Origin of the sequence: Streptomyces sp. NPDC056486, from assembly GCF_042795295.1 — a bacterium.
Taxonomy (GTDB): Bacteria; Actinomycetota; Actinomycetes; order Streptomycetales; family Streptomycetaceae; genus Streptomyces.
This window is the reverse complement of sequence record NZ_JBHTSF010000016.1, coordinates 34,524-53,651: the sequence shown is the minus strand read 5'-3', so window position 1 is coordinate 53,651 and position 19,128 is coordinate 34,524. Positions and strand designations below refer to the sequence as shown.

Here is a 19,128-nt window from a genome sequence, read left to right as displayed (position 1 = left end):
GCCTTCGGGCCATGGGCCCCGAACTGCTCGGCTTCGCCGCCGCCGGGATCTGCGCGTACGCCGTCGACCTCGGCCTCTTCATCTGGCTGCGCGGGCCCGTCGGTCTCGACCCGCTGACCGCGAAGGCGCTCTCCTTCGTGGCCGGTTGTTCGGTCGCGTACGCGGGCAACGCGCTCGGCACCTACCGGCGACGCGAGGGGACGGACGTCTCGCGCCTGCGCCAGTACGTGATCTTCTTCGCCGTCAACATCGCGGGCGCCCTGGTGCAGTTGCTCTGCATCGCGGTGTCTCACTATGGCCTAGGCCTCACCTCACAGCGCGCGGACACTGTCTCCGGTGCGGGAGTCGGTATGGCGCTCGCCACTGTTCTGCGTTTCTGGGGTACCCGGACCTTGGTCTTCCGTTCTGTGGGCAGGGAGGCAACATGGACTGGCTGAAAAAGCTCCCCGGCATCGGACCCCTGGTGGAGCGTCTGATGCGGACGCACGCGTGGAGCGCGTACGAGCGGCTCGACAGTGTGCACTGGGCCCGCCTTGCGGCCGCGATGACGTTCATCAGCTTCCTGGCGCTCTTCCCGCTGATCACCGTCGCCGCCGCGATCGCCGCGGCGACGCTCTCCAAGAGCCAGCAGAACAAGCTCGAGGACACCATCTCCCAGCAGGTCCCCGGCATCTCCGATCAGCTGAACCTCGATGCCCTGGTCGCCAACGCGGGCACCATCGGCCTTGTCGCGGGCGCTCTGCTGCTCTTCACCGGTATCGGCTGGGTCGGTTCGATGCGGGAGTGCCTGCGGGCCGTCTGGGAGCTGGAGGACATCGAAGAGAACCCCGTCATGCGCAAGATCAAGGACGCCGGGGTGCTCTTCGGACTCGGTGGCGCGGGCCTCGCGTCCGTCGCCGCTTCGACCCTCGCATCGACCGCCGTCGGCTGGAGCGCCGACCTCATCGGGGTCTCCGAGGGCGGCTGGGGCGGAGTGCTCCTTCAGGCGATCGCGTTCGCCATCGCCGTCTTCGCGGACTTCCTGCTGCTGCTCTACATCCTGACGCTGCTGCCGGACGTCCAGCCGCCGCGCCGCCACCTGATCACCGCGGGACTGATCGGCGCGGCAGGGTTCGAGCTGCTCAAGCTGCTGCTCGGCGGCTATATGAAGGGCGTCGCGTCGAAGAGCATGTACGGCGCCTTCGGAGTGCCCGTCGCGCTCCTCCTGTGGATCAACTTCACGGCAAAGCTCCTGCTGTTCTGCGCCGCCTGGACGGCGACGCGGAAGCAGGAACGTACAGAAGAAGACGGACAGGAAGAGCAGCGACAGGAGGAGCAGCGAGAGGAGGAGGCCGAGGACGTCAGCGGCGGCTCTTCCGCCGCACCAGGTCCGGCAGCGGCATCCGGCGGCTGATCACGAACCAGCCGGCGGCGATGAGCGCAAGGACGCCGCCCGCGACGCCGAGCGCGATACCGACACCGCCCGAGTCCTTGTCGGAGGCGTGCGCCACGTTCTTGGCCCCGCTCGAATCGCTCTTCCCGGCGCCGGGAGCCCCCTTGCCGCTGCCCGTACCCGCACCCTTCGGGGCGACCAGTTCGCCCACGGGCTCGACCTTGCCCGAGGCCTTGAAGCCCCAGTCGAGCAGGCGCTCGGTCTCCTTGTAGACCGCGTGCTGCTCACCGGAGTCGGGGTTCATGACGGTGACGAGCAGCACCTTGCCGTTGCGCTCGGCGACACCGGTGAAGGTGTTGCCCGCGTTCGTGGTGCTGCCGTTCTTGACGCCCGCGATGCCCTTGTAGGGGTCGAGACCGAGGTCCCCCGTGAGGAGCCGGTTGGTGTTCTGGATCGCGAAGGACTCGCGCTTCTTCTTGCCCTTGTCCTTGCCCTTCGTGACCTTCTTGGTCTCGCCGGGGAACTGGGCGGTGGCCGTCGAGCAGTACTCGCGGAAGTCCTTCTTCTGCAGCCCGGAGCGGGCGAACAGCGTCAGGTCGTACGCGGAGGAGACCTGCTTCTTCTCGTCGTAGCCGTCGGGGCTGACCACGTTCGTGTCGAGGGCCTGCAGCTCCTCGGCGTGCGACTGCATGTCCTTGACGGTCTGCGGGACGCCGCCGTTCATCGCCGAAAGGACGTGCACCGCGTCATTGCCCGACCGCAGGAAGACGCCGAGCCACAGGTCGTGGACCGAGTACGTCTCGTTCTCCTTGACGCCGACCATGCTGCTGCCCGCGCCGATGCCCGCCAGGTCGGAGAGCTCGACCTTGTGCTTCTGCGACTTGGGGAACTTCGGCAGGACCGTGTCCGCGAAGAGCATCTTCAGGGTGCTCGCCGGAGGCAGCCGCCAGTGCGAGTTGTGCGAGGCGAGCACCTCGCCCGTCTCTGCGTCGGAGACGAGCCATGAGCGCGCCGACAGGTCCTTGGGCAGTACGGGGGCGCCCGCTTTCAGGCTCACCTGGGTGCCGGGCTCGCCGAGCTTGGCACCGCCGACGGTCGACATCGAGGCGGGTGGCTTGGGTTTCTTCTCTTCTCCCGGCTTGCCGTCCGCCAATGCGGGAGCTGCGGTCGACATGGTCAGCAATGCGGCGGAAGTGACCAACAAGGCGGTCTTTTTTACGGCAGGCACGGACGAGAACGTACAGGGCGCCGCTGTGGAAGTCGCCGCCGAGGTGGGCTGTGTGTCGGGCTCCCCACCCCGGCGGCGTCGCGGAACGGAGCCTCGCGATACTGAACGTATGAAGCTCAGCCGCCCGGTCTCCTGGTTCCTGCTCGCCTTCGGTGTGTGGAGCTGGTTCATCTGGATCACTTTCGTCAAGAACCTGTGGAAGGACGGCAGCGGGCTCGCCTTCGATGACGCAGGCGACCCGACCGCGTACTTCTGGGTCCACCTGACGCTCGCCGTCGCCTCCTTTGTCTTGGGGACGGTGGTAGGGACCATCGGGTTCCGTGGGGTGCGTGCTCTGCGCCGTACGTCATAGCCGTACGTCATCGCTGATCGGTCACTGTTGAGGGGCTAGCTCCGTGGTCATCCTGTTCGTGCTGGCCGGTCTCGCCGCGTTCGCGGTTCTCGCCGGGATGCAGTGGTACATGTGGCGTCGCCTGGTGCGGGACACGACGGCGCGGCCCGGGTTCGTCCGGCGCGCGGGCGCCGTGGTCTTCGTGGCGGGGCCGCTGCTGATGTTCGCGGGGGTCGCCGGTGAGCGGGCCGGGGCGCCGTTCTGGCTGCAGAAGGTGCTTGCCTGGCCGGGCTTCATGTGGATGGCGCTGTCGATCTACCTCGTGCTCGCGCTTCTTGTCGGGGAGCTCGTACGGCCCTTCTTCTTGAGGCGTCGTTCAAAACTCACCCCTACGGAGGACGCCGGTTCGGCGGAAGCTCTCTCCGTGGAGCCCGTGGAGCCCGTGGAGCCCGTAGAGCCCGTAGTGCTCTCAGAGCCAGTGGAGTCCGGAAAGTCCGCGGAGGAGGCCCCCGCTCGCGCGGAAGAGCGCGCAGAACCGGCCACCCCCTCGCGCCGCCTCTTCGTCTCCCGGATCGTCGGCGGGACCGCCGCGGCCGTCGCCGTCGGAACGGTCGGCCACGGCACGTACGGCGTCCTGCGCGGCCCCCGGGTCAAGCGCGTCACCGTGCCGCTCGCCAAGCTGCCGCGCGGGGCGCACGGGTTCAGGATCGCCGTGGTCAGCGACATCCACCTGGGGCCGATTCTCGGACGAGGCTTCACCCAGCGTGTGGTCGACACGATCAACGGCACACAGCCCGACCTCATCGCGGTCGTCGGCGACCTGGTCGACGGCAGCGTCGAAGACCTCGGGCCCGCCGCCGCGCCGCTCGCACAGCTCCGCGCGCGGCACGGAACGTATTTCGTGACCGGCAACCACGAGTACTTCTCGGGAGCCGCGCAATGGATCGATCACGTACGCGAACTGGGCCTGCGTCCCCTGGAGAACGCGCGCACCGAACTGCCCGGCTTCGACCTCGCGGGCGTGGACGACGTGGCGGGCGAGAGCGAGGGGCACGGGCCGGACTTCGGTAAGGCGCTGGGCGACAGGGACCGCTCGCGGACCTCCGTCCTTCTGGCCCACCAGCCGGTCGTCATCCATGACGCCGTCAAGCACGGCGTCGACCTCCAGCTCTCCGGGCACACCCACGGCGGACAGCTGTGGCCAGGCAATTTCATCGCCGACCTGGCCAACCCGACGCTCGCGGGCCTTGAGCGGTACGGCGACACACAGCTGTACGTGACGCGTGGCGCCGGGGCGTGGGGGCCGCCGGTGCGGGTCGGGGCGCCGTCCGACGTCACGGTCGTCGAACTGGCATCGCGCCAGGCGTAATCGCGCAATGGTTCGATGCGGTACGGACCTGGCTGGATACTGTCGGGCCGCACGGTGACGGTGTGACACCAAGCGCTTCCTCTGCGCAGCATTAAGTGTCGGAACTGTGTGCGGTTATTGGCGCTTTGGTGCGCCAAAGGGGGAACGGTGTTGAGACGTCAGGCTTTCCGGCTGCCACCGCACCCGGCGTCCGTCTCGCTCGCCCGGGGCCGTGTACGTGATCATCTCGCCGCCTGGGGGCACAAGGAGGAGAGCACCGCGCAGGACGACACCGTGCTCCTCGTCTCTGAGCTGGTGACGAACGCCGTCTGCCACGGCCGCGTCCAGGAACGGGAGTTCGAGGTGGCGATCACGGTGCTCTCCGACGGCGACTGCTTCATCGAGGTCTCCGACGAGTCGCCGACCAGCCCGGAGATGCGGGACTCGGGCCCTCTGGAGGAGAGCGGCCGAGGCCTGCGCCTGCTCGACACGCTCGCCGAGGCGTGGGGTGTGTGGCAGCGGGGACGGAGCGGGAAGACGGTGTGGGCGTTGGTACGGGCTTGAACTGTATGCCCCGAACCGCGTACCAGGGGCCGAACCGCGTCCCGGGGGGCGTCTACACATATGCCCGCAGCACCTTCACCCAACCGTTTGCGCAGGCAATGTGACCGTCACCGTGAAGCCCGCCCCCGGCGCCGTTTCCACCCCCACCTCACCGCCGTGCGCCGCGACGACCCCCTGCACGATCGCCATGCCGAGCCCGCTGCCCGCACCCCCGCCCGCGCGAAAGAACCGGTCGAATACGCGCGCCGCGTCCTCCTGGGCAAGACCGGGCCCCCGGTCGGCGACGCACAGCCGCACCACCCCGTCCTGCCGCTCCACGCCCAGCGTGACGGGCGCTTCGGCGGGCGTGTGGACGCGTACGTTGCCAAGGAGATTGCCGAGCACCTGGCGCAGCCCCGACTCGTCCGCGCGGATGAGGACCGCCCCGTCGGCGCGGACCGTGAGCGGGCGCTCCGGCTCCTGCACCCGCAGGTCGTCGGCGGCGTCCCGTACCAGGCGGCTCAGATCGACGTTCCTGAAGCGCAGTTCCGGCTGTTGGTCCAGGCGGGCCAGGGTGAGCAGCTCGTCGACGAGGCGTCCCATCCGGTCGGTCTCGGCGATGACGCGGCTCCACGCGCGCGTGCGTTCCGCCGGATCGCGGAGCATCCCCTTGTCGTACAGCTGGAGATAGCCGCGGATCGCCGACAAGGGCGTACGCAGCTCGTGCGAGGCGTCGGCGACGAAGCGGCGCAGCTGTGCCGAGCTGCGCTCGCGGGTCTCGAAGGCCGACTCGACCTGATGGAGCATGGAGTTGAGGGCCAGGCGCAGCTGCTCGGTCTCCGTCGCCGGAGCGCGGCTCGACGGCACGCGCCGGGTCAGGTCGCCCTCGGCGATGGCGGACGCGGTCTCGACCATGTCCTCCAGGGGGCGGAGGCGGTGGTGGGCGGAGATCATCGTCAGGACGGCGAGCAGCCCCAACAGGACCACTCCGAAGGCGGCGTCGAGCTTGAGCGCCTTCTTGATGCCCGATTCCACGTTCTCCGTATCCGCGGCCATCAGGACCGTCGTGCCGTCGGTGAGCTTCGCGCCCACCATGCGGTGGGCGTCGCCGTCCAGGGTGACGTCCTGCGGCTCGGACTCGCCCGCGACCGCTTCGGGGTCGTCGACGGCCGCGGCCAGGGTGCGCTGGAGCGGGGTCGGGGCGAGCGATCCGATGGAGACGGCCTCACCGCGCTCGTCCACCGCCACGAACACCGTGTCCCCGCGCGGCAGCGCACTCGCGCGCTCCTTGCCGCCGGGCGAGAGCTTGTCGAGCGCGATGCCCAGTTCACTGAGCCGCTCGACGTCCTTCATGGTGAGCCCGGTGCTCAGCAGCGAGCTGCGCGACTGCGTCAGCTCGGCGTCCACGCTGTCGAGCAGATAGTGGCGCATGCCCATGACGCTCACGCCGGTCGCCACGACGACACCGAGGGCGAGCAGCGCCACGTTCACCCACGTGAGCTTGGCCCGCAGCGAGCTCATACCGCGACGGGCACGCCTCACGCGAGGCCGTATCCGACACCACGCCGGGTCGTGATCACCGGCGGGCCCAACGCGGCCAGCTTGCGCCGCAGATAGCTGATGTAGGTCTCCACGACGGTCGACTCGGCCGGGTGTTCGTACTGCCACACATGGCGCAGGAGCTGCTCCTTGGGCACCACACGGCCGCCGTTGCGGACCAGGAAACGCAGCAGGGCGTACTCGGTGGGCGTGAGCTGCGCCGTGCGGCCCGCGCGGCGCACCACGTACGTCGTCTCGTCGAGCTCCAGGTCGCCGTAGCGCAGCGGCGGGCGCTGGGGGAGCACGTCGCCCGCCCTGGTGCGGCGCAGGACAGCGCCGACGCGGGCGATGACCTCGTCGATGTTGAACGGCTTGGTGATGTAGTCGTCGCCGAAGCTGAGCGCGCCCACGACCTCCGACGGCGCGTCCCGCGCGGTCAGGAAGAGCGGGGCCATGTCGGGACGCCGGCCGCGCAGCTCCCTGGCCAGGGCGCGGCCGTCGCCGTCCGGCAGCATCACGTCCAGGAGCGCCACGTCGGGCCGGGTGCGCTCGTTGAACGCGAGGGCGTCGCGCACGGTGCCCGCGACCATGACGTCGAAGCGGTGGTAGCGCAGGGCGATGGCGAGGACGTCGGCGATGCTCGGCTCGTCCTCGACGACGAGGACGGTGGCTCCGGCACCCGAACCGCTCACCCCTCCGACATCTGTTCCCTGTTGGCCTTCGGCGTGGCTCATGGCCCCAGTATCGGCGCGCCCGTTGTACGAAGTCTCGGTCAGTGCCTTGGAGTTACTTGAGAATCATGGCCGCGCCGCGCCGCTGGAGCCTGGCGCCGCCGATGCTTCAGGCCCCTGAAGGCACGGACCTGGGGGACCTGGCGACGCGGAGGAGGAGTGGATTGTGGAGGCATTGGCGCGTTGGTGCTATCGGCATCGTCTGGTGGTCCTTGTGCTGTGGGCGGGGGCCTTGTTCGGTCTGGGGGCCGCGGGGACATCGGCGGGCACCGACTACTCGAATGTGTTCTCCCTGCCGGACACGGATTCCACGCGCGCGAACGACCTGATGACGAAGGCTTTCCCGGAGCGCTCCGGAGACACCGACACGGTCGTCTGGCGCGTCGGGGCGGGAGCTTCGGCCAGTGACGAGGGAGCTTCGGTCCGTGACCAGGACGTACGTTCCCGGATAGAGCCCGCGCTCAAGGAGATCGCCGGGATGAAGGGCGTCGGCGAGGTGTCGGGCCCGTACGCCTCCAAGGCGGCGGGCGCGGCCCAGATCAGCGAGAACGGGCGCATCGCCTACGCCCAGGTGACCTTCACGGAGCAGGCGAACGTGGTCCCCAAGGGCCTCGTCCAGGACGTCGTGGACACCGCCCAGAACGCAGAGAAGGCCGGCCTGCAGGTCGAGCTCGGCGGCCAGGCGATCGCCCGCATCCAGGAGCCGCCCACCGGCACCTCCGAGATGGTCGGCATCGCGGCGGCTGCCGTCGTCCTCTTCCTGGCCTTCGGCTCGCTCTTCGCGATGGTCCTGCCGATCGTCATCGCCGTCTTCGGGGTGGGCCTCGGCATGCTGTCGACGATGCTGCTCAGCCACGTCACGGACATCCCCGAAGTGGCCCCGCTGCTCGGCTCGCTGATCGGCCTCGGCGTCGGCATCGACTACGCGCTCTTCATCGTCACCCGGCACCGGCGCGGCATCCTGCGCGGCATGGAGCCCGAGAAGTCCGCGGTGCAGGCCCTGAACACCTCGGGCCGCGCGGTGCTCTTCGCGGGCGGCACGGTGTGCATCGCGCTCGCCGGGATGCTGGTGATGAACATGCGCTTCCTGGACGGCGTGGTCATCACCGCGTCCCTGACGGTCGTCCTGAGCGTCCTCGCGGCCATCACCCTGCTGCCCTCGCTCCTCGGGCTGCTCGGCCCCCGGGTGCTCAGCCGCAGGCAGCGGCGGCACCTCGCCGCGACGGGACCGGAGCCCGCAGAGGCGAGCGGCCTCGCGGCGCGCTGGTCCTCGTACGTCCAGAAGCGTCCGCGTTCGATAGCGGCACTCGCCTTCGTGGTGATGGCCTTCCTGGCGCTGCCGCTGCTCTCCCTGCGGCTCGGTGCGACCGACCAGGGCAACCACCAGGAGTCGACGACGACCCGGCAGGCGTACGACATGCTGGCCGACGGTTTCGGTCCTGGCTTCAACGGACCGCTCCAAGTAGTGGCCGAAGGAGCCGACACCGCCGACACCGGCGGCCTGGTGGCGACCATCCGCGAGACGGAGGGCGTCGCGAGGGTGGCGGCGGCCCCGCCCGCGGACGGCATCTCGGTCATCAACGTGGTCCCGACCACGTCCCCCCAATCCCAGCAGACGGATCAACTCATCGACCGTCTACGGGGAGAGGTGATTCCGGAAGCCGGGGTCGACGCCCACGTGGGCGGTGTCACCGCTGTCTTCAAGGACTTCGCCGCGGTGACGGGCGACCGACTGCCCTACTTCGTAGGAGCGATCATCGCGCTCGGCTTCCTCCTGCTCCTTATCGCGTTCCGCTCGCTCGTGGTGCCGCTGACGGCGGCCCTGATGAACCTGATCGCGGCGGCGGCGTCCTTCGGCGTGCTTGTGGCGGTCTTCCAGTGGGGCTGGGGCACGGAGATCCTCGGCATCGGCAAGGAGGGCCCGATCACCGCCTTCCTGCCCGTCATCATGCTGTCGCTGCTCTTCGGGCTCTCGATGGACTACCAGGTGTTCCTGGTGAGCCGCATGCACGAGGAATGGGTGCACACGAAGGACAACGCCCGCGCGGTGAGGGTGGGTCTCGCCGAGACGAGCAGGGTCATCAACTGCGCGGCCCTGATCATGATCTGCGTCTTCTCCGCGTTCGTCCTGAGCGGTGACATGGAGGGCGCGATGGCGGGCATCGGCCTTGCGGCGGCGGTCGCCCTGGACGCGTTCATCCTGCGCACGGCCCTCGTCCCCGCCGCCATGCACCTGCTCGGCCGCTCCAACTGGTGGCTGCCCGCGGGCCTGGAGAAGCGCCTTCCGCACTTGGCGGTGGAGCCGCAGGAGTCCGGGCGGACGGCCGCCGCGTCACCGGAAACCGTCCCCCACGCGCGCGTGGCGGAGTCCGACGGCGTAGGCGGCGCCTCCGTAGTGCACGGTTTCATCCGCACCGCGGAGGGCGAACCGGTGGACGGCGCGATCCTGACCCTCCTCTCCAAGGGGGGCCGCCGCCATGACCGCGTCGTCTCCCTGGCCGACGGTTCGTACATCGTCGCGGCCCCGTCGGCAGGTGCGTACGTGCTGGCCGTCACGGCCTCCGGCTACGCGGCCCGCGCGCGGCACATCGCGGTGACCAACGAACCGCTGGTGTACGACGTGGAGCTGGCGCTCGGCGAGATGGACGCGGACGCGGTGAACTGATCCGGGGCGGGGCGTCGTCGGGTCAGGCTGTGGAACGGACTCGGGGCAGCCCCGTCACGGACATCACGAGCGAGTAGAGCGAGGTCGTCGCCGCGATGAAGAGCCGGTTGTTCTTCGCCCCGCCGAAGGCGATGTTGGCGACGGCCTCGGGGACGGTGATGCGCCCGATGAGGGTGCCGTCGGGGTCGTAACAATGCACCCCGTCCCCGAGGGCGGCGGCCCACAGCCGCCCCCCGTCGTCGAAGCGAATGTTGTCGAAGCCGGAGTCCTTGGACTCGGCGAAGACGACCCCGTCCGAGAGGCTCCCGTCCTCACGCACGTCAAAGGCGCGGATCTGGGCGGCGCGGGAGTCGGACACGTACAACTGGCGCTCGTCGGGCGAGAAGACGAGCCCGTTCGGCCCCTCGAAGCCATCGGCGACGATCCGCACGTCACCGGTCACGGGGTCGATCCGATAGACGTTGCAGGCACCGATCTCGGCGGGCGCGCGGAACCCTTCGTAGTCACTGGTGATCCCGAAGTCAGGGTCGGAAAACCAGACTGACCCGTCGGAGCGGACCACGGCGTCGTTCGGACTGTTGAACCGCTTGCCCTCGAAGCGGTCGGCGAGGACGGTGACGCGGCCGTCGTGCTCGGTGCGGGTGACGCGCCGGTTGCCCTGCTCGCAGCAGATCAACCGGCCTTCGCGGTCGAGGGTGTTGCCGTTGACGTACCCGGCGGGCGTACGGAAGACGCCGACGGCGCCGGTCGCCTCGTCCCAGCGAAGCAGCCGGTCATTGGGGATGTCGCTCCAGACGAGCTGCCGCCAGGCGGGCACATAGAGCGGCCCTTCGGCCCACCGGCAGTCGTCGTAAAGGACTTCCAGCTTGGAATCCCCGTTGGCGCACCGCCCGGTGCGGAAACGCTCGTCCAGAATCTCGTACGACGTCGGGAACTTCTGGGAAGACATAGGGACCCCTGTCTGAGGCAGTGAATGAACCACATTCGGCGCACAGACGATAACGCAGTACAAGATATGGTGTACACCAGTCTCACTACTCATACGGAGCTCGGGAGCGGCACAGCTGATGGACGACACCGACCGAGAACTGCTGACGCTGCTGCAACAGGACGCCGGCCAGTCGTACGCGAACCTGGGCAAGGCGGTGGGCCTCTCGGCGGGCGCGACCCACGAGCGGGTACGCAAGCTGCGCGAACGCGGGGTGATCCGCCGCACGACGGTCGACGTGGACCCGGCAGCCGTGGGCCAGGGCGTGCTGGCCTTCGTCATGGTCGACTCGACGGCGTGGATGGGGGACCGGGCCGAGGACTTCGCCGCGATCCCCGAGATCCAGGAGGCGCACGTCATCGCGGGCGCGGCGAGCGTCCTGGTCAAGGTCCGCACGTCCACGACGGAGCGCCTCCAGGACGTGCTGCGGCGGCTGTACGCGATCGAGGGCGTGAGCGGTACTCAGGCGACGGTGTCACTGGAGACGTTCTTCGAGAGGCCGGTGTCGCCGGGCGGCGCCTGATCCCCCCCGTGGCCGACGGCTAACTCCGCGCCAGCTCAGGCCGCTTGCGGTAGTCGGTGAACCCCACGACGTTCCCCCACGGGTCGGCGATCTCCACGGTCCACCCGGTGGCCACGGAGGAGGTCGGTGCGAGCGCCTCGATCCCGGCGGCCTCAAGCGCCCGCCCGGCGGCCCGCGCGTCCCCCACTTCGAGCCACACCCGGGGCGCGAACCACGCGGACGGCCGATGCTCGACCCCCTCCTCCACGCGCAGCAGGATTCCGGGCGTCTCCTTGCCCACCTTCAGGATCGCGAGCCCGATCTCGTCGATCCGATGCGCCACGGGGAACCCGGCGCGCTCATAGAAGCTGACGGCTTCTTCGAGGTCCCCGACGGGGAAGAGGACGTTGTCGAAGCCGAGCAGCTCGGTCGACGGGTCAACGGATTGACGAACGGACTGCTCAACGGACAGGCCGACCGACTGGTTGTCTGACATTTCGTCAGAGTAAGTTGGCTGGCCCGATTTCAACCGTACTGTCGCTGTTTGACGGCCGCATGGGCCTCGGCGTCACCCGGCTGGATCAGTGGTTGATGGACCCGCCGGTAGAGGCCTGTCGTGTCTTGAGTCGGCAGGTTCAATGCGGGAGGTCAGGCTCCGTTCTCACGAAGCCTCCTTCCGATCTCAATATCACCGTCGAGCGCACTGAGGCGCGGTGGAGTTCTTGAATCGTCCAGAACGACCACGTGAACTCGATCGTCGACCTTTGGTGGATCTGTATCAAGCCACCAGGAGGGGTGCTTGGTCTGATCGATGAAGCCCTCCTGTCCATCGAAATCCACGATGGACCCAACCGGGCTGACCATCCTGATCGTGACATCAAGCTCTTGATGATTGGCAACCAGTGCCTCAATTCCGTCCGCCTTTGAGGTCGCGGACGGAATCCTGGCACACGCTTCACTCAATCCCACGGCTCGCGAACCGGCTTGCGTTTCCACCACTCCCCGAGTTCGGCCTCGGGCTTCTCCTTCGTCGGACGCACCCAGGGGCGCAAGGAGAGCTCCGGATCGGGGACGGTTTCGGCACGGAAGCGCGAGTCCAGCCGGGCAAGGAGGCGACCCAACGCGCCCTCGCGTGCCTCGATCGGCAAGGCGCTCCTCATCACGTCCTCAAGGGAATCACGGGAGTCCAGGTCGTTGCTGTAGGCGCTGACGGGATAGAAATCCTCGCTCGACCAGCCCGGTTCCATCCGGCGCACCACACGCTCCCAGGAGGCGAACCGGTGCGCCACTGAGTACACGGGCTCTGTCAGCGTCTCCCGCCCACTCGGCGGGAGCCGGGACCGTTCCACCTCAAGCCGGTCCGCATCGCATCGCGCGATCTCCTCAAGCACCGGTGTAGGCAATTCAGCCCACACGGCTCTGCTTTCCGGCGCCGCCCGGAACACGTCAAATGGTGCCCGCTTCCTGGGGTGCCGAGCCGAACCGCATTCCCTCTGGTTCTCCAACTAAATCACTCCTTCAATTGCTGCAGGAAATATGCGTACCCGTCATCGGGTTGCATGAAGGTTCCATTGTCCCCTTCGCGTATCAGCATCGTCCCGCTTGCATCGTCCCACCATGCGAAACGGGCGTTCCCTGAAGTGGTGCTGCGCATTCGGATGCCGGGGGTGTTGGTCATCATGTTCTCGAGATGCTCCGCCACGTCCAGGTCGTCGACGTCCTTGATCCCTCGACTGTTGATGTCGCCGTGCGCGGCGATCTTGTCGGCGAGCATCGGTAGATTGCCCTGCTGGCTGGCAGGGTCGGGCTTGCCGATCTCGTAGAGACCGAGCGGGTCGCAGCGAAGCAGTGGATCGAGTACGTAACGGAATGGGTTGGGGGAAGGGCCCAGACCTAGCGGGTCTGGGGTGGTGTAGCGGGCTGTCTCCGGGTCGTAGTACCGGAGGACGTTGTAGTGCAGACCCGTCTCGGGGTCGAAATACTGCCCGGGGAAGCGCAGCGGCGTGTAGGCGCTGTTTCCGTCCTGCCAGGCGGTGATGCCCCACAGAGTGCTCCGCCCGTGCCAGGCGATATGGCCGTCCTCATCGACGAGTTCGGTGGGGGCGCCCGCGAGATCGGTGGCGATGGCGAAGAACCGTGCGTCGATTTCCTCGCGGGTGGCGGTGAGGATCCGCTCGGTCTGGGAGATGGGGCGCAGACCGTCGTGTTCCCAGGTCAGAGCTACGGCGTGCGGACGTGAGTGATCGGTGGTGAACTGCTCGCAGAGGGTCGTGCCGTCCCAGGTGAAGTCGGTTTGTTCTACAACGGTCGTGCCGTCCGCGCCGAGCCGCTGCTTGGAGACCCGGCGCCCCATTGGGTCGTAGCGGTACCTCCACAATGTGTCGTCCGGGGTGCGGACTGAGGTGAGCCGATCCTCCGCGTCCCAGATGTACGTCCAGGTCTCCGGCTTGCGGGAGAGGCGGCGTCGGTGGCGGCGCACCACTCGCCCCTGGTCGTCGTAGCCGTAGCGGGTGCCGCCGGCCCGGAGCAACCGGGTGCCCTCGGAGTCACGTTGCCCCGCTGCCGTCTGTCCGGGGTGCCTGCTCGGCCAGTCGGCAGTCGCTTGCATGCCGTCGTCGTCGTAAGCGTACGACTCGGTCCAGCCTTCTGCTCGGACGGTGGTGACGCGACCGGCCGCGTCACGCTCATAGGTCCGGCTCTGACCGTCCTGGCCGTCGATACCGGTGAGGTGTCCGTCGGCGCGGTAGCGGTAGGAGCGGCCGCGTACCGTGTGCCCGCCGCCGGCGGTGATCGACTGGGCGGTGACTCTGCCGAGACTGTCGTAGGCCCGGGTCAGTGACAGGGCGTCGTCGACGTCGAGTGAGAGCAGTCTTCCCGCAGCGTCGTAGCCGAAATCCAGGGTCCGGCCCGCGGTGCTCACCCGAGTGCGGTCACCCCGGCCGTTGTACCCCCAAGTGCTTGTCGCGCCGGTGGGAGTAGTGCGGTTCAGGGTCCGGCCCGCGGCATCGAGGGCGAACGTGAGTGTTCGGCCGTTGACAGTCTCCGAGACGAGGCGTCCCTGGACGTCCCGGTGCAGCGTCACGCTCGCGTCGGGGCCCTCGGCCGCGCAGAGCCGGTCGGACAGGTCGTAGGTGTACGTACTGACGGCGCCGTCCGCATCCTTGGCGATCATGCGCCCGAACACATCCAGGGTCATGGCGACGGTCTGTCCGACGGCGTTGGTCCGCAGGATGACCTGGCCCTTGGAGTCGTGGCCGTAAGACTGTGTGCGCCCGTCGAAGTCCGTCTCGGAGAGGAGCCGCCCCGCGATGTCGTACGCGTAGCTCCAACGCCGCCCGTCCGGGCGGTTCACACCGAGGAGGCGCAGCGAGGGGTCGTAATCGAAGGTGTGACGGACACGGTCGGGTCCGGTGCGCGCCGCGAGCAGGTTGAAGTGGGTGTACTCGAACTGTGTCACCGCGCCCATGGCATCGGTGTGGCTCGAACGATTGCCCTCGGGGTCGTACGTCCAGACCTCCGCCTGTCCATCCGCCCCGACCCGGCGCAAGAGTTCGCCGTCCGCGCCCCATTCCATGCGGGTGATGTTGCCGAGGGGGTCGGTGACGGTCGCCACTCGGCCGAAGGCGTCATGGCCGTATCGCGTGACACCGCCCAGAGGATCGGTGACGTGCTCGGCCAGGCCCGCCGCGTCGCAGCGCACGCGGGTGACGTATCCCGTGGGGTCAGTGACCGAGGACAGGTGACCTGCTCTGTCATAGGTGTAGCGGGTTGTGGCGCCACCGGGCTTGACGATCGTGATGCAGTTGCCGCGGGTGTCGTACTCCCGGTGCAAGACATGCCCATCGGGGCGGGTGATAGTGACCGGGTCGCCCTGGGCGTCGTAGGCGAGATGCACCGTCGCGCCGTCCGGACGCGTGACATCGAGGAGCCTGCCGAGGCTGTCGTACGTCTTGCTCGTGGTGTGACCGAGCTGATCTGTCCAGGACGTCAGGTGGTGGTGCTCGTCCCAGGTGGTGCGGGTCGTGCCACCGAGCGGGTCGATCTCGGCGACGACCTGGCAGTTGTCGTTGACGACGAACTTTGTGACGGCGCCCTCGGCGGTGGTGAGGGAGGTGACCCGGGCTCGGGGCCAGGCCGGGTCGGCGCCTTCGTAGTCCAAGGTGAGGGTGATGTGCCCGGCCTCGCCGCCCTCCGCGACACAGCGGTCCTCGGAGTCGTACGTGTAGCTGTAGCTGCGGCCATTTCGATCGGTCCAGGAGGTGATCCGGTACCGGTCGTCGTAAGTGAACTGCGCAGTATGGCCGTTGGCGTTGACGACGCCGGTGAGGCAGTCGTCGGAGTATTCGTACCTCCGCAGCGCGACGTCCGATCCGTCCTCGCCCGCACCGGCCAGGTGCAGGGCGGTGACGCGCCCATCGGTGACCGTCAGCTTGAGGTGGTAGCCGCCGCAGTGCCGGATGGCGAGAGGGGTGCCGTCCGGGGCGTAGTCGAAGTCGATGCTGTCGCCGTTGCGGTCGGATATTCGCTCCAGCAGGGCGATGCCGTCGACAGGTACGCCGAAGCGGCGGGTGAGCCCGGTGAGCGGGTCGTCAACGCGGTAGCTGCCGTCGTCTAGACGGGTCAGGGGGCAACGGGCCCCGGCTTCGGGAAAGACCGGGTTCAGTGTGCTCTCGGGGTGTGGGTAGCCCAGGAGAAGCCCATCCTCGGTGACGTACACGACCCCGCCGGTGTGGATCTCGAGGCGCTGATCGATGGTCGAGGCCCAGGTGGGGCCGAACCACCAGCCGGTGCGATAGCCGGAGGAGACCCGCCGAGTGAAGGCGAGTGGAAGCGAGCCGGGCAGGGCGACATCGGTCTCCGGCAGGAACATGAAGCCGGTGGCCATGTCAATCGGGTCGGACCCCTTGCTGCTCACCGCGTCCGCGGCCCGATTGTCAGCTCCCTTGGCACCGTCGGCGAGAGCATCCGGCGCGTTTTTTCCCAGTCCCTTGAGGCCGGCCTTCAGGCCTTTCAGCCCGGCCTTGAGGCCCTTCATGCCTTTGGCGAGGCCGCGGAGGCTGGTGAGGCCCTTCATGCCGGGGATACAGTCCAGGGCGGCGAAGGCGACGTCGAGGAGGCCTGCTTCTCCGTTGGCGTATTTGTTGAGGGTGTCGGCCAGGACGACGAGGGCGGCGATGAGGACGATCGCGCCCAGGATTGGCCCGCCGATGATCATGGCGATGACGCCGAGGACGGCGACGACGACCTTGCAGACCTCGACGATGGTGTCCCAGTTGTCGGTGACCCAGTCGCCGACCTCCTCCCACCACTTGCGGTTGGGAATGCCCGCGTCGGAGGCGTCCTCAAGCTTCTTCTTCGCCGTGCCCGCGGCGTCCTCGCGCATCTTGCGGGCGTCCTCGGCCATCTTCTTCGCCGCGTCCAGGTTGCCCTGGGCGGCGGTGACGTCCGACTTGGCTTCCGTCTGCGCCTTCTCGGCGGAGGTCGCGTTGCGGGTGGCGGCCTTGACCTTGTCCGGGTCCGGCTTGGGCACGTCCTTGGACTTACCGGAGTCCTTGTCGTCCTTGTACTTGTCGGCTTCCTTGCCCGCCTTGTCCACCCACGAGTCCGCCGAGGTGAGACGCGTCTGGGCGGAGGACAGGCTGCCTTGAGCCTCGCGGCCCTTGACCAGGGCCTTGTCCGCCAGGGCCTGGGCGCGCTCCAGCTCCGGCCAGTACGTGGACAGGGCGTCGCCGGCCATCTCGTAGCTCTTCTTGAGCTTCTTCAGCTTGCCCGGGGCATCCTCGAACTCCGCCGTGAAGGATTCGGCCGTCTTGCCCGCCCAGGTGAGGATCGCGTCCTCGCCCGCCATCCCCTTGATGTCCCGCAGGACCTTGGAGACGTCGTCGGCGAAGTCGTGCAGGTTCTTCGCCAGGTTGCGCACCCGGTCCGGATCGCCGGGCGTTGGGTCCTTGTCCAGGTCAAGGACATGCCAATCCGCCGGACGATTCCCCGCCATACCGCAACCCCCGTTGTGCTTGTACTGCCGTCTATCGGTTGATGGACTGGATCTCTTGGACGTTGACGTCCTGTGTCCCGTCGAAGGTTCCGTTCGGAAGATCGCCGCCCGTGTTGCCGGAGCCCTCCCAGGTGATCTCCCAGGTGATGGACGCCTTCAGCTGGAACGGCTTGCCGCCGGTGGCTCGCAAGTAGGCGATGCCGCACGGCGGGTCCTGCTTGGAGGAGCCCTTCGTGTACGGCGTGCCGATGCTGCCGTCCTCGTTGACCTTGCACTCACCGGATGCGGGGAAGGTCGTCGCGTCCCCGGTGCCGGGCTCCAGGTGGAGGCTGACCGGCTTGGCCGTGGTCTCAGCCCACAGGCCCGTACCGGGCAGTTCGGCGCGGACCTTGACGTCCTCGAACGTGCCCTTGTCCAGCCAGATCCAGGTGGGCAGGTTCACCGTCGACTTGCCTTCCGGCTTCAGCTCGACCTTGGTGTCCGGGACCTTGACCTTGTCGTACGCGTACGAGGCGAGGACCTCGGGTGTGGGGGCATTGTCGATCTTCGGGATGGTGCCGGCGTCCTGCCAGAAGAGCGTCTCTTGGCAGTCGTACGCCTCCGGATCGTCCTTCATGTCAGGGTTGGCGACGCCGCGCCAGAACTTGCCGTCCTTGCCGATGTTGAAGTTCTTGTAGCTCTCGGTGCCGTCGCTCTGCGGCTTGCCCTTCTCGTAGTTGTCCACCATCAGCTGCTCGCCCCAGCTGAGCGTCGGCGTGACGGGGACCAGGTTCTCGTTCGGGTTCTTCTTGAGCCGGTCCGTCGCGGCCTTCACCTGCTCGGACGTCGCCACAGGTTCGTACCAGCAGGCCGGGGGCTTCCAGTTCGGATCCACCGGAGCGAGCGGCTTGGCGGGCGAGCCCGACTTCCCGCCGGAGACCTGCTCGACGGTGACGCTCGTGGCAGTGGCCCCGGCGGTCAGCGAGTTGCCGGAGGCGCCGCCGGACGGGCCTGCGGGTGGATGGTCGGTGTCCTCGCCGAACGCGTGCGCTGCCGTCGGCCAGGCACCGAGGGTGAGCACGGTCGTGGCCAGCAAGGTGAGAGGCGTCTTCAGAGGTTTCCTCACTTGTCGCATCCTCCGCGCACTGTCTCGAGGGAAACGGTGTTCCACACTCCCTCGGACGTCTTCTTCAGGGTGGTGCGGTACTGGAGGACGGGGTTCACATCGTCAGGGGTGCCCGTCTTCTCCTTGGTCTTGCGGTCCTCGGTGTAGCCCTTGCTCTCGTCCACGCAGTAAAAGAGCACGCCACCGCCGGTGTCGGAGATGCTCACCTGCGGGTTGAAGACCCTGGCCTTGCCAACCAGGTTGTGGTTGTTGTCCACGTAGCCCTTGACATATGTCTCGGTCGACGTCAGTGCCTGCTGCGAGGTGTAGAACCTCACGCCCTTGGACTGCGGATCCGCGTCGATGATGGCCAAGAACTCTGCCTTCAGGCGTTCCTTGCCGTCATCCAGGATCGCCTGCTTCTTCGGATCACTGTTCCGCCACCCCGCGAAGCTGGCCTGGAATGAGCTTGGCAGCTCCACCTCCGGCCGCTTCGCCTCGCCCGGCTTCGCCGACGGGCTCGCGGAAGCCTTGGATCCCTCGCCGCCTGCCCCCTTGATCTTGTCGGAGGAGTCGTCGTCGCTACCTCCCGATCCACACGCGGTCAACAGCAGGGCCGCGGACGCGACAAGCGCGGCCGTCATGAGACGGGTGGGGCGGTTCACTCTGGACTCCCGTTTGAGGTGGGGGGTAACGCAAGCGAACCAACGCTATCTCTGGGGCTTCGGAGGACACCAGGCGGTATTCCCCCAGCGGGCCGGGGAATTATGCCGATTCAGGTCCATTGCTCAGCAAAGCTTCT

Annotated in this window: 17 protein-coding genes; 8 read left to right on the top strand and 9 right to left on the bottom strand. The window is 68.1% G+C overall.

Annotation, left to right across the window (positions count from 1 at the left end):
* Positions 1-11 precede the first annotated feature (11 nt).
* Together ACFQ7F_RS09765 and ACFQ7F_RS09760 are read left to right on the top strand one after the other, a co-directional pair.
* A complete protein-coding gene (locus ACFQ7F_RS09765) occupies positions 12-437 on the top strand; it encodes a GtrA family protein (RefSeq protein WP_383268826.1) in 426 nt (141 codons plus the stop codon).
* Positions 425-1,393 carry a YihY/virulence factor BrkB family protein gene (locus ACFQ7F_RS09760; RefSeq protein WP_383268714.1) on the top strand — a complete coding sequence of 323 codons (969 nt, stop codon included), beginning with the start codon at positions 425-427 and terminating at the stop codon, positions 1,391-1,393. Before ACFQ7F_RS09765 ends, ACFQ7F_RS09760 begins: the two co-directional genes overlap by 13 nt.
* Here the strand turns inward: ACFQ7F_RS09760 and ACFQ7F_RS09755 are convergent.
* The gene (locus ACFQ7F_RS09755; protein ID WP_383268711.1) at positions 1,341-2,600 is read right to left on the bottom strand and encodes a D-alanyl-D-alanine carboxypeptidase family protein; all 1,260 of its coding nucleotides are present in this window, start codon (positions 2,598-2,600) and stop codon (positions 1,341-1,343) included. The two genes, ACFQ7F_RS09760 and ACFQ7F_RS09755, sit on opposite strands and share 53 nt — an antisense overlap.
* Before the next feature lie 109 nt (positions 2,601-2,709).
* Here ACFQ7F_RS09755 and ACFQ7F_RS09750 point away from each other — a divergent pair, with 109 nt between their 5' ends.
* The 3 genes from ACFQ7F_RS09750 (at position 2,710) to ACFQ7F_RS09740 (ending at position 4,843) form a co-directional block, all read left to right on the top strand.
* A complete protein-coding gene (locus tag ACFQ7F_RS09750; protein WP_383268708.1) occupies positions 2,710-2,952 on the top strand; it encodes an SCO4848 family membrane protein in 243 nt (80 codons plus the stop codon).
* Between the two features lie 43 nt (positions 2,953-2,995).
* Positions 2,996-4,300, top strand: coding sequence for a metallophosphoesterase (locus ACFQ7F_RS09745; protein ID WP_383268706.1), 1,305 nt, complete (start codon positions 2,996-2,998; stop codon positions 4,298-4,300).
* Between the two features lie 147 nt (positions 4,301-4,447).
* Positions 4,448-4,843, top strand: a complete 396-nt coding sequence (locus tag ACFQ7F_RS09740; protein WP_383268703.1) for an ATP-binding protein — start codon at positions 4,448-4,450, stop codon at positions 4,841-4,843.
* A 75-nt stretch (positions 4,844-4,918) separates the two neighbouring features.
* On the opposite strand, the gene ACFQ7F_RS09735 is transcribed toward ACFQ7F_RS09740, so the two are convergent.
* Complete coding sequence (locus tag ACFQ7F_RS09735; protein WP_383268701.1) at positions 4,919-6,343, bottom strand: ATP-binding protein; 1,425 nt, start codon at positions 6,341-6,343, stop codon at positions 4,919-4,921.
* A gap of 17 nt (positions 6,344-6,360) precedes the next feature.
* The gene (locus ACFQ7F_RS09730) at positions 6,361-7,095 is read right to left on the bottom strand and encodes a response regulator transcription factor (RefSeq protein ID WP_383268698.1); all 735 of its coding nucleotides are present in this window, start codon (positions 7,093-7,095) and stop codon (positions 6,361-6,363) included.
* Positions 7,096-7,267: 172 nt separating this feature from the next.
* Here ACFQ7F_RS09730 and ACFQ7F_RS09725 point away from each other — a divergent pair, with 172 nt between their 5' ends.
* Positions 7,268-9,757, top strand: a complete 2,490-nt coding sequence (locus tag ACFQ7F_RS09725) for an MMPL family transporter (RefSeq protein ID WP_383268824.1) — start codon at positions 7,268-7,270, stop codon at positions 9,755-9,757.
* Between the two features lie 22 nt (positions 9,758-9,779).
* Here ACFQ7F_RS09725 and ACFQ7F_RS09720 read toward each other — a convergent pair whose 3' ends face one another.
* Entirely contained in the window at positions 9,780-10,706 is a 927-nt protein-coding gene (locus tag ACFQ7F_RS09720; RefSeq protein ID WP_383268695.1) for an SMP-30/gluconolactonase/LRE family protein, read from the bottom strand.
* Positions 10,707-10,824: 118 nt separating this feature from the next.
* Between ACFQ7F_RS09720 and ACFQ7F_RS09715 the strand changes: the two genes are divergently transcribed.
* Positions 10,825-11,268, top strand: coding sequence for an Lrp/AsnC family transcriptional regulator (locus ACFQ7F_RS09715; protein WP_383268694.1), 444 nt, complete (start codon positions 10,825-10,827; stop codon positions 11,266-11,268).
* Between the two features lie 19 nt (positions 11,269-11,287).
* On the opposite strand, the gene ACFQ7F_RS09710 is transcribed toward ACFQ7F_RS09715, so the two are convergent.
* Positions 11,288-11,743 carry a VOC family protein gene (locus ACFQ7F_RS09710; protein WP_383268691.1) on the bottom strand — a complete coding sequence of 152 codons (456 nt, stop codon included), beginning with the start codon at positions 11,741-11,743 and terminating at the stop codon, positions 11,288-11,290.
* A 248-nt stretch (positions 11,744-11,991) separates the two neighbouring features.
* Here ACFQ7F_RS09710 and ACFQ7F_RS09705 point away from each other — a divergent pair, with 248 nt between their 5' ends.
* Positions 11,992-12,174, top strand: coding sequence for a hypothetical protein (locus ACFQ7F_RS09705; RefSeq protein ID WP_383268689.1), 183 nt, complete (start codon positions 11,992-11,994; stop codon positions 12,172-12,174).
* Between the two features lie 32 nt (positions 12,175-12,206).
* Here the strand turns inward: ACFQ7F_RS09705 and ACFQ7F_RS09700 are convergent, their stop codons facing one another.
* From ACFQ7F_RS09700 to ACFQ7F_RS09685, 4 genes are all read right to left on the bottom strand, one after another.
* Positions 12,207-12,545, bottom strand: a complete 339-nt coding sequence (locus ACFQ7F_RS09700) for a hypothetical protein (protein ID WP_383268686.1) — start codon at positions 12,543-12,545, stop codon at positions 12,207-12,209.
* Positions 12,546-12,757: 212 nt separating this feature from the next.
* A complete protein-coding gene (locus ACFQ7F_RS09695) occupies positions 12,758-17,242 on the bottom strand; it encodes an RHS repeat-associated core domain-containing protein (RefSeq protein ID WP_383268683.1) in 4,485 nt (1,494 codons plus the stop codon).
* A gap of 31 nt (positions 17,243-17,273) precedes the next feature.
* The gene (locus tag ACFQ7F_RS09690; RefSeq protein ID WP_383268680.1) at positions 17,274-18,347 is read right to left on the bottom strand and encodes a hypothetical protein; all 1,074 of its coding nucleotides are present in this window, start codon (positions 18,345-18,347) and stop codon (positions 17,274-17,276) included.
* Positions 18,344-18,991: a hypothetical protein gene (locus ACFQ7F_RS09685; RefSeq protein WP_383268678.1), complete on the bottom strand. Its 648-nt coding sequence runs from the start codon at positions 18,989-18,991 to the stop codon at positions 18,344-18,346. The genes ACFQ7F_RS09690 and ACFQ7F_RS09685 overlap by 4 nt, the downstream gene beginning before the upstream one ends.
* Positions 18,992-19,128 lie beyond the last annotated feature (137 nt).